The sequence below is a fragment of the uncultured Microbulbifer sp. genome, assembly GCF_913055755.1.
GTDB lineage: Bacteria > Pseudomonadota > Gammaproteobacteria > Pseudomonadales > Cellvibrionaceae > Microbulbifer.
The window spans coordinates 43,548-52,732 of the sequence record NZ_CAJXKH010000011.1 but is presented as its reverse complement, the minus strand read 5'-3'; the positions used below and the strand labels follow the sequence as shown (position 1 = coordinate 52,732).

The 9,185-nt window shown below is 61.1% G+C and carries 11 protein-coding genes and 1 pseudogene; 5 read left to right on the top strand and 7 right to left on the bottom strand.

What is annotated here, in order from left to right; all coding sequences use genetic code 11:
• The 3 genes from QZ511_RS04020 to QZ511_RS04010 all read right to left on the bottom strand — a co-directional run.
• The coding region (locus tag QZ511_RS04020; protein WP_295799329.1) for a class I tRNA ligase family protein at positions 1 to 839 on the bottom strand (839 nt) is incomplete at its 3' end.
• 18 nt (positions 840 to 857) lie between these two features.
• Positions 858 to 1,862, bottom strand: coding sequence for a bifunctional riboflavin kinase/FAD synthetase (locus QZ511_RS04015; RefSeq protein ID WP_295799326.1), 1,005 nt, complete (start codon positions 1,860 to 1,862; stop codon positions 858 to 860).
• Between the two features lie 47 nt (positions 1,863 to 1,909).
• A complete protein-coding gene (locus QZ511_RS04010) occupies positions 1,910 to 2,386 on the bottom strand; it encodes a MaoC family dehydratase (protein WP_295799324.1) in 477 nt (158 codons plus the stop codon).
• 236 nt (positions 2,387 to 2,622) lie between these two features.
• On the opposite strand from QZ511_RS04010, the gene QZ511_RS04005 reads away from it, so the two are divergent.
• From QZ511_RS04005 to QZ511_RS03995, 3 genes and pseudogenes are all read left to right on the top strand, one after another.
• Positions 2,623 to 2,787: a hypothetical protein gene (locus QZ511_RS04005; protein ID WP_295799321.1), complete on the top strand. Its 165-nt coding sequence runs from the start codon at positions 2,623 to 2,625 to the stop codon at positions 2,785 to 2,787.
• Between the two features lie 110 nt (positions 2,788 to 2,897).
• Positions 2,898 to 3,953 (top strand): GGDEF domain-containing protein, encoded by a 1,056-nt coding sequence (locus QZ511_RS04000; RefSeq protein WP_295799318.1) that lies wholly within the window; start codon positions 2,898 to 2,900, stop codon positions 3,951 to 3,953.
• A gap of 44 nt (positions 3,954 to 3,997) precedes the next feature.
• A pseudogene (locus tag QZ511_RS03995) lies at positions 3,998 to 4,234 on the top strand (SAM-dependent chlorinase/fluorinase); the annotation flags it as partial.
• 213 nt (positions 4,235 to 4,447) lie between these two features.
• On the opposite strand, the gene QZ511_RS03990 reads toward QZ511_RS03995, so the two are convergent.
• Positions 4,448 to 4,924 (bottom strand): methyltransferase domain-containing protein, encoded by a 477-nt coding sequence (locus QZ511_RS03990; protein WP_295799334.1) that lies wholly within the window; start codon positions 4,922 to 4,924, stop codon positions 4,448 to 4,450.
• A gap of 348 nt (positions 4,925 to 5,272) precedes the next feature.
• Here QZ511_RS03990 and QZ511_RS03985 point away from each other — a divergent pair, with 348 nt between their 5' ends.
• Both QZ511_RS03985 and QZ511_RS03980 read left to right on the top strand, forming a co-directional pair.
• Positions 5,273 to 6,523 (top strand): hypothetical protein, encoded by a 1,251-nt coding sequence (locus tag QZ511_RS03985; RefSeq protein ID WP_295799281.1) that lies wholly within the window; start codon positions 5,273 to 5,275, stop codon positions 6,521 to 6,523.
• A gap of 64 nt (positions 6,524 to 6,587) precedes the next feature.
• Positions 6,588 to 7,118, top strand: a complete 531-nt coding sequence (locus tag QZ511_RS03980; protein WP_295799332.1) for a molecular chaperone DnaJ — start codon at positions 6,588 to 6,590, stop codon at positions 7,116 to 7,118.
• A gap of 22 nt (positions 7,119 to 7,140) precedes the next feature.
• Here QZ511_RS03980 and QZ511_RS03975 read toward each other — a convergent pair whose 3' ends face one another.
• The 3 genes from QZ511_RS03975 to QZ511_RS03965 are packed head-to-tail and all read right to left on the bottom strand — an operon-like array spanning position 7,141 to position 8,921.
• Positions 7,141 to 7,920: a methyltransferase domain-containing protein gene (locus tag QZ511_RS03975; protein ID WP_295799278.1), complete on the bottom strand. Its 780-nt coding sequence runs from the start codon at positions 7,918 to 7,920 to the stop codon at positions 7,141 to 7,143.
• Complete coding sequence (locus tag QZ511_RS03970) at positions 7,917 to 8,195, bottom strand: nucleotide pyrophosphohydrolase (protein WP_295799275.1); 279 nt, start codon at positions 8,193 to 8,195, stop codon at positions 7,917 to 7,919. The genes QZ511_RS03975 and QZ511_RS03970 overlap by 4 nt, the downstream gene beginning before the upstream one ends.
• Positions 8,196 to 8,216: 21 nt before the next feature.
• Positions 8,217 to 8,921, bottom strand: a complete 705-nt coding sequence (locus QZ511_RS03965) for a DUF599 domain-containing protein (RefSeq protein WP_295799331.1) — start codon at positions 8,919 to 8,921, stop codon at positions 8,217 to 8,219.
• Positions 8,922 to 9,185: the final 264 nt, after the last annotated feature.

The following is a 9,185-nucleotide window of genomic DNA, read 5'->3' as shown; positions in this document are numbered from 1 at the left end:
GAATCCGCGAGCACCAGCCGGTCGCCCGCCTTCGCCCAGTTTTCGTCGGGCGCAGCAGTCACTTCGTACAGGCCGTAGGAGATCCGCGACGAGAACGAGATCGCGCGGTTGCCGGGGATCGTCCAGGGCGTCGTCGTCCAGATCACGACCGACGCACCGGAGAGCTCTCCGTCGCCCTTCACCGGGAACTTCGCCCAGATGGTGTCGGATTCGTGGTCGTGATACTCGACCTCCGCCTCGGCCAGCGCCGTCTTCTCGACGACGGACCACATCACCGGCTTGGAGCCCTGGTACAGCAGACCGTTATCGATGAACTTCATCAACTCGCGCGCGATCTGCGCCTCGGCCGGATAGTTCATCGTGGTGTAGGGGTTCTGCCAGTCGCCGATGACGCCCAGGCGCTGGAATTCCTCGCGCTGGACGCCGATCCAGTGATCGGCGAAATCGCGGCATTCGCGCCGGAACTCGACGACGGGCACCTCGTCCTTGTCCTTGCCCTTGGCGCGGTACTGTTCCTCGATCTTCCACTCGATCGGCAGGCCGTGGCAGTCCCAGCCGGGGACGTAGTTCGCGTCCTTGCCCAGCATCTGCTGCGAGCGGTTGATGACGTCCTTGAGGATCTTGTTCAGCGCGTGGCCAATATGCAGGTTGCCGTTCGCATAGGGCGGGCCGTCATGCAGGATGAACTTCTCGCGCCCCGCGGAGACCTCGCGCTGGCGCTGGTACAGGCCCATTTCCTCCCACCGCGCCAGAATGCCGGGTTCGCGCTCCGGTAGTTTGCCGCGCATCTCGAACTCGGTCTTCGGCAGGAAGACGGTGGATTTGTAATCGGTCGCCATTTTTCCGTTCTTTTCCGTTCAGCCCCGGCCCTCTTCGGGCGGGCGCCTGAAATCGTCCTTTCCGATGCTGTCGAGCAGCGCCCGCGCATCGTGGGAATCCAGTGCGATCTGTTCGCGCAGCTGGGCGATCCCGTCGAACTTCTTCTCCGGGCGGATATACTCGACCAGCGCGACCCGGAGCAACTTGTCATATATGTCGTCGGTGAAGTCGAAAATGTACACCTCGACGTTCACGTCGTCCTTGTCGAACGTGGGCCGCCGCCCGACATTGGCGCAGCCGGGGTGCCACGTCGTCACCCCGCCTTCCTCCACCCCGGCCCACACGGCGTAGACGCCCAGCGCAGGCTCCACGTAGTCGTCCAGCGAGACGTTCGCGGTGGGAAAGCCGATCTGGCGGCCGCGCTGGTCGCCCTTGATCACGCGTCCCTCGATCTCCCACGGATGGCCGAGAAGCCGCGCCGCGCCGAGCGGATTGCCGTCGCGCAGGCAGTTGCGGATGTTGGTCGACGAATAGATCGTCCCGCTCGCGTCCTTCACCGGCTCGACCGCCGAGAAGCCGAACCCGTCCCGCGCCGCGCAACTCCGCAGAAAGTCGACGTCGCCGCCGCGCCCGGAGCCGAACACGAAATCGTAGCCGACCGTCACGTGGCGGGCCTGGAAGCCGCCCGTGACGAAGGTCCCGAGAAACTCCTCATGGCCCAGCTTCGACGTTTCGGCGTCGAAATGCACAACCAGCAGGTTGTCGACCCCGGCCGCCTGGAAGCGGCGGACCTTGCTGCGCAGCGGCGTCAGCTGGAACGGCGCCTCGTCGGGGCGGAAAAAGCGCCGCGGATGGGGCTCGAACGTGATCACGGACAGCGACGTGTCCAGTTCCGTCGCATGCGCCGCCGCCTCGGAAATCACCGCCTGGTGACCGAGATGGACGCCATCGAAATTCCCGATGGCGACGGACGTCCCCCGCACGAAATCCGGGAGGCCCGCAACGTGTCTGAATATGCGCATGGCGGCGGTCTTCGTAGCCATGGCGCCGGGTCAAGTCAAACCATTCCCCGCGCGGACGCGGGAAACGGTCAGTCTTTCTTGCGCCGGTTGGGCACCCAGAGCGTGGCGGTGCCGTCGATGACCACCTTCTCGCCTATCGAGCAGACCGCCTCGCAGACGACCTTGTTGGTCTCCATCTCGACCTCCTTGATCGTGATGCGGGTCTGGACGGTGTCGCCGATCCGAACCGGTGCGCGGAAATTGAGGTTCTGGTTCAGATAGGCACAGCCCGGGCCCGGCAGCTTGGTGCCGAGGACGGCCGAAATATAGCCGCAGGTCAGCATTCCGTGGGCGATCCGGCCCTTGAAAACCGTCTGTTTGGCGAATTCCTCGTTCACGTGCAGCGGGTTATCGTCCCCGGAAATCTGCGAATACTGGACGATATCCGTCTCGGTGACGGTGCGGACGTAGACCGCCGTCATTCCTGGTTCGAGGTCCTCGATAAAATAACCGTGGAGCTCTTCCATCGTGGCGATGATGGCAGCGGGCCTAACTTGCTGATCCATATGCTTTTTTTCCGATTTCTGGGGGTCCGAACGCCGGTATTGCAACGCAAAAATGCCCTATTGCGGCGCAATATACCAATCCGCCAAAAGGGCGGCAACATCCTCGGGCCCGGCGGCCGCTGTCCGGGCCGGATTTAAGGGCGCATTAAGGGTCTCGGGATACAATCCGCAACATGCCTGGGATGCCTCAATTCACCCCGAAAGTCCCGAAAGTCCGGGAACACGCGGAGATCACGATGAGCGACGGAATCGTCCTCAACGGCTATGTCTTCGTGGAGGCAACGTCGCGGATTCAGGACCTCCTGAACGATGGCAATCCCTTCATGCCGTTCGTGGACGACACGGAAACCGTCCATCTGCTGAACAAGACGGCCATCGTAAGGGTCGTGCCGTACGATTGATGCATGCCGTGCGCAGCACCATGCATCACAACCGCATGACATTTATCGTCTTTTTAAGGGTTCGAGGACACAATCCCTTACGCCCGCTGGTTTAAGAGATTGAATGCCGCATGCATTATCCTGAACCCGTCGATACCGCGACGAAGTTCGCCCTTTCCGCGCTTCAGCGAATGAAGAAGCTCGGGATTGCCGCGAACCCGAGAAACTATGCCATCTGGTATGAGTACTACGCGGGCAAGAACAACGACCTGAAGAAGTCCGTCGACACGGTTCTGTCGACGAAGAAGGCGTTCGACGATCAGAGTTCCGCCGAAATCTACGAACGCTACATCGCCGCCGGCGCCGATACCGGGCGCGACGGCGGCTTTTCGGAGCGGATCGACGCCATCGCGACGCATATCGTCGAGGCGCTGTCGACCACCCAGGAAAATGCCGAGGGATACGGCGAAGCGCTGCAGAGCTTCTCCGGCGGCCTCGAGAACGCCAAAAGCGTCGACCATGTCCGCGAGCTGGTGCGCGACATCATGGAGCGCACGGATTCCATGGATGCCCAGTCGAAGGAGCTGAGCCGCCGGGTGCAGGATTCCGCCCGCGAGATCAGCGAACTGCGCAAGGCCCTGGAGGATTCCCGCCGCGACGCGCTCACCGACGGCCTGACCGGCATCCCCAACCGGAAATGCTTCGACCAGACGCTCTACGATTCCATGGCGAAGGCGACGGCGAAGGGCAAGCCGCTGTCCCTGATCCTGGCCGACCTCGACCACTTCAAATCGTTCAACGACAATTACGGCCACCAACTCGGCGACCAGGTGCTGCGCCTGATCGCCAAGACCCTGGAGGACGGCCTCGGAGACCTGGGCATGGTCTCCCGCTACGGCGGCGAGGAATTCGCGATCGTCCTTCCCGAAGCCAACACGGACAGTGCCGTCGACGTCGCGCAGACCCTGCTCAACAAGGTCGCATCCAAACGCATCGTCACGAAGCGGTCCGACGAAGGCATGGGAACCGTGACGATGTCGTTCGGCGTGACCACGTTCGCCCCGGGCGAGGACCTGTCCGATTTCCTCGAACGCGCCGACCGCGCGCTCTACGCGGCGAAGGATGGCGGGCGCAACCAGGTCGTCTGTGCCGGCACGCCGGCGGAGCGCGCCGCCACGGGGACCTGAGGCCCCGCTTGCCGCCGCCCCGACGCGGGCGGCATACTGATCCCATGATCGTCGTGTTCACCGATTTCGGCACGGACGGCCCGTATGTCGGCCAGATGAAGGCCGTCCTCGCCCGCGAGGCGCCGGCCGTTCCCGTGATCGACCTGATGCACGACGCACCGGCATTTTCGCCCCGCTCTGCCGCCTATCTTCTCGCCGCGCTGATCGCGCCGTTCCCGGACGACGCAGTGTTCCTGTGCGTCGTCGATCCGGGCGTGGGCAGCGACCGGGCCCCGGTCATCGCCACCGCCGACGGGCGCCGGTTCGTCGGCCCCGACAACGGCCTGTTCGAGCCCCTCGGGAAACGGCGCCACCATGGTGTGGCCGGAAACGAAATGCTTGCCGCTGATGGGCATGGCCTCGGAGCGGCCTGGAAGCGCCTCGTTTGCAGTTGGAAGCCGGGATTTATCAAATTGCATGGAAATTACCTCTCGGGAACCATGGGGGAACTGGGATCAGGCCGGACCTGCACGCATAATGCAACCGCTGGCCTTGATCGGGCGCAGAGTTTGCCACTCGCAGTATTCCGCGTCGAGCTTTTCAGCTGCCCGCTGCGCCAGGCGCCGGAACGGGGAGCGCCCGGGGTCTACCAGCAGAACGCGCCCGACCCCGGCCCGCAACGCCCGCCGGGTCAGGTTGTAAAGTGGATCCTCCAACTGATCCCAGAAACAGATATCGGTGCCGATCACGGCATCGAAACGACTCAGGTCTTTCTGCGTCACTTTTTCATAGCGGCAGCGCCAGGTTTCGATCTCGACATTGTTCAATTCAGCGTGATATTTGGCGAACGGAAATACGCTGGGATCCGCATCCAGGGACGTGACCCTGGCATCAAACTGCTTGGCACAGAAGATGCCGCCCAGGCCCCAGCCACACCCGAGGTCCAGCACCCGAGCCCCTTTTTCTAGCGGATGCTTTTTCAGGTAATCCATGGTCAGGCAGGAGCTTCTCCAGAACTTGTTCCCGTGCAGGCTGGCATCCCCAGCCTCTCGACGCAGCCGGCGCATATCCGGATGGGCATTTTTCCTGACGGTCAAGCCGAACATCCTGCGACTCAGAGAACTGGCATCGGCCAAGGTTTCCGCCTCCATTTATCAAACGATTCGGAATATTTTAATTACAAATACTTTGCGAAATAGCGGAGCAACCGCCATTTGGCATCAGTGTACCTTTTCTCATAAACGACTTCAGCCAACTGGTCTAATGTTGCTTGGAAACAAAAGTTTTCCGAATCCAGAGCAAGCAACGGATTGTCGAGACCAGCTCCAATGAATAACGCATTGCTGAGAAGCTTGATTGCCGTGACGGGTATGGGCGCCGCCAGTGCAAACGCACTGCCCATCTACCAGTCCAATGAAGTCACGCTGTATATGGAAGGGTATTTCCTCGCCCATATGGTGAATACCTATGGCGACACGCAGATGCAGGACGGTGCATCGCGCCTCCGCATCGGGCTCAATGTGCCGGCCTATGACAAGTGGGATACCGGTTTCAATCTCGAGTGGGGTATTAGGGCGATCAACTCCGCGCAAAACGTGGTTATTCAGGGTAACCAGCAGGCTTCTCCAGGGGAGGCTCAGCAGTCTCTCTACCTGCGCCAGGGACACCTGTTTGCCAAACACCAAAAGTGGGGCGATTTTATCGCCGGCAAGCAGTGGGCGGTTTATTACGACGTCACCTATATCACCGACTGGTACAACGTATCCGGCGGCCTTGCTAGCGGCACTTACGCCCTGGGCACCGATGGCGGCATTACCGGTACCGGTCGCGCCGACAGCGCCGTTACCTGGCGCAAGCGCTGGGAGTTCGAAGCCGGAGAGTTTCAGGTAGGCCTGCAATATGCCGCACACGCTGCCGATCTGGAGATTCGGGTCACCGACTTTGCCGGACCCAACACGCTGCTGGAATGCCCGGTCGGTGACTGTGAATACGGCATCAACCACGGCATTTCCCTGACATACCGTGCGGATATCGGCGAGGGCCTGTTTGTAGGCATGGCTTACAACCGGGTGAAGATGGATATCGCCAGCCAGCACGGGCTCATTTACGACACCTCCGGGATTCGTCCGGTTTTGATCAGCGACGACACCGCGTTCAATGCCAGCAGCAACGACTGGACCACCGCATTCGGCGCCTATTACGGTAAAGGTGCGTATCAGAAGGGCTTATATGCGGCGCTGGTGGTCAACCGCTCCCAGAACAACGAGCTGGCACCTCCCGGCTCGGTCACCGGAATCACCAACTTCTTTGATGCCAAGGGTTCGGAAGCTTTCGTCAGCTACACCTGGGGCGCCCACAACTGCTACTCGCTCTACGGTGGCTACAACATCATGCTGTCCGACGATGCCGGTTTTGAAGCGGCACTGGTAGAAGACGACGAGTACCGCCTGGCCGAGTACTACATCGGCTTTCAATACCTGTGGAATGAGCGTGTCCGACTCTACTGGGAAAACGGCATCAATGACAGCAACGTGGTTGCGGCGCCGGTTATCGACGACTTTATGGCTGTCGGCATTCGAATCGACATCTGAAGCGCATCTGTTAGGCTTGCGGTCTGAGACGTCTCCCGATTGAGAGGAAACACATTTGGGTCGCATGATTCTGCTGGTGGCCGTCGGCATTTTTGCCTGGCTGGCACTGCAAAAGTTCAAATCCACCCCGCCCTCCCAGCGGCGCAAGCTGATTCTGCAGTGGACACTGATTGCACTGGCATTCGCCGCCGTTGTCCTCGCCATCAGCGGCCGCCTGCACTGGGTGGGCGCCGCAATTGCGGTGGTACTTCCGGTGCTGAACCGCCTGTGGCGGGTATTCGGCAAACATCTACCCTGGATAGCGCCGCTGATCGCCAAGCGAGCCCAGGCCCGCCAGAACCGGGAAAATACCCAAACACAACAACAAGAATCACAGCAGCACGAATCTCAGCAGAAGCCACCGCGGGAACCGCAGCTGACAGTCGCGGAAGCCCGGCAGATCCTGAGTGTTTCCGCCAGCGCCAGCCGGGAGGAAATCATCGGTGCCCATCGCAGGCTGATCCAGAAATTCCACCCGGACCGCGGTGGCAACGACTACCTGGCATCGCGAATCAATGCGGCAAAGGCACTGCTGCTGAAACAGCTGGATCATTGAACCTGCGCCCCGACCCGGGCAATCACTTGCGCAGCAACAGGTGCACGTAGCGGGCCAGCTGGCGGTAAGGGTCGACCCTGGAGTATTCGAGTTCTTTTTCCACAATGGCCGCGGGCGGCAGCTTGTCGCGCATTTCCGGTGTCATGAAGTCGTGAAAGCAGCGGATTCCGCTGTGTGCCACGACCGACAACCCGGCCTGCGCCACCCAGTTTAGTACCTCTTCAGGTAACAGTGGATTCTGCGGTGTCAGGCTGCCGGGGTGGCCGCTCCAGTCCCCGCTTGTGCGATTGCGATCCAACTGGCGCAGACAGCCCCGCTGCAACAGTCGAAATTCCAGCGCGCGGCGATTGTAGAAAGTCAGGGAGATATAACCACCGGGACGGGTACAGGCCGCCAGCGCCAATATCGCCGCTGCGGGTTGCACCAGCCACTCCAGTACCGCGTGACACAGGGTCAGATCGGCAACCGGCACCCGCTGGTCCTCGGCAAGGGATTGCAGCGGCAGCTGCAGAAGCGCTACCCGGTCCTCCAGATCGCGTTCTGCCACCTGCTCTTCGGCAAGGCCGAGCATGTCGGCAGAGATATCGGCAATCCACACGCGATGTCCGGCGCCTGCGAGGTCCAGCGCAAACTGCCCCTGGCCACCACCGGCATCCACGATCTTGAGGTACTCAGCGGCCGAAGCCGCGAGTACCGGCGCCAGATCGCGATTCAGCACCGCCAGGCGTATATCCCCTTTCAGACCGCCGTAAATACGCTTGCGGAAGCGGTGCGCCAGGTCGTCGAAATTGCGGTCGTTCATCGCCGGCGGTTTTCCACGATCTTGTCGGCCACCGCCCGATCCAGATCCACACCAAGGGATGCGGACAGTTTGATCAGGTACATCTGGATATCCGCCAGCTCCGCCGCCACTTCCGCGCCGGCATCCGACACCATCAGTTGCGCGATTTCGGCATCACTGCGCCATTGCAGGTGCCGGTGCAGTTCCGCCACCTCCACGCCCAGTGCCATGGCCAGGTTTTTGGGCGTGTGCAATTGCTGCCACCCCTTGTCCCGGGCGAGCCTGTCGAATTCCATCAGAATCCCGCAAACATCCACTTACTTGTCCCGCACCTGATCCAGCGAGCGCCCTTCTGCGGCGAGAATCACCTGCAGGGTACGGGAGCGGAATTCGCGCATATACAGTACCCAGATTACCAGCAGGTAGCCGAGGGTAAACAGCAGCGGGTGCAGGAACCAGCCCATCACCGCCATGGAAAAGTAGAAGGAGCGCAGGCCGTAGTTGTAGCTGTGCCCTGCCTGGTCGATGACCTTGGCGGCACTGATGGCGTAGCGCCGGCGTTCTTCCCGGCTCACATCTTCCTCATCCACCGCCGGCGCCGCCCCCAGCAGCACATTGGCAAATGAATACTGACGCAGGGACCAGGTGAAATTGAAGAAGGCAAAAATATAGATCAGGATCAGCACCATTACCTTGAGCTCGAACTGGGCAATGGTGGTGGTCTGGGCGAACGGCAGGCTGCTGAGTACCGCCACTGCCGCGGTATTGGAAGACAGCGCGGTTACCAGACCCGCAAGGATCAGTATGCTGGTGGACGCAAAAAAACCGATCACCCGTTCGAGATTGCTGAGGATAGCCGCATCCGGCATGCGCATATCCCGCTCCAGCATCCGCAGCATCCACTCCACCCGGTACCACTGCATCGAGGAAGCGAGGCACCAGGCGGTTTTGGCCTTTCGGCGGGCAAAGATCGTGTAGCCCGCCCAGGTCAGGCAGAAGCCTGCCAGGCTGGCAATATCCATCCAGTTCAACGGGATCCCCCTGTTCGTCTACATTTAGTGCGGTGATTCCGACAGCTGCGGAAAGTCCATGAATCGGGCGCTGACATAAGATTAACCGAGTCCGAGCGCGGTGCAGTTTCGCACCAGTGGCGCCAGTGTCAACACTCTCCTGTCAACCCTGTCTTTTCGCTGCCCCGGAGCGCTAAAATGGCCGCCGATTTGCCCGGACCACAGACTGGCTCCGGGCCCGCAATTGAGTGCGCAACCGAATTACTGGAGCTGTCC

Excerpts from the sequence above, each read along its gene's own strand:
- QZ511_RS04015 (WP_295799326.1), bottom strand. The coding sequence starts at position 1,862 with ATGGCTACGAAGACCGCCGCCATGCGCATATTCAGACACGTTGCGGGC.
- QZ511_RS04010 (WP_295799324.1), bottom strand. The coding sequence starts at position 2,386 with ATGGATCAGCAAGTTAGGCCCGCTGCCATCATCGCCACGATGGAAGAG.
- QZ511_RS04005 (WP_295799321.1), top strand. The coding sequence starts at position 2,623 with ATGAGCGACGGAATCGTCCTCAACGGCTATGTCTTCGTGGAGGCAACG.
- QZ511_RS04000 (WP_295799318.1), top strand. The coding sequence starts at position 2,898 with ATGCATTATCCTGAACCCGTCGATACCGCGACGAAGTTCGCCCTTTCC.
- QZ511_RS03990 (WP_295799334.1), bottom strand. The coding sequence starts at position 4,924 with ATGGATTACCTGAAAAAGCATCCGCTAGAAAAAGGGGCTCGGGTGCTG.
- QZ511_RS03980 (WP_295799332.1), top strand. The coding sequence starts at position 6,588 with ATGATTCTGCTGGTGGCCGTCGGCATTTTTGCCTGGCTGGCACTGCAA.
- QZ511_RS03975 (WP_295799278.1), bottom strand. The coding sequence starts at position 7,920 with ATGAACGACCGCAATTTCGACGACCTGGCGCACCGCTTCCGCAAGCGT.
- QZ511_RS03970 (WP_295799275.1), bottom strand. The coding sequence starts at position 8,195 with ATGGAATTCGACAGGCTCGCCCGGGACAAGGGGTGGCAGCAATTGCAC.
- QZ511_RS03965 (WP_295799331.1), bottom strand. The coding sequence starts at position 8,921 with ATGGATATTGCCAGCCTGGCAGGCTTCTGCCTGACCTGGGCGGGCTAC.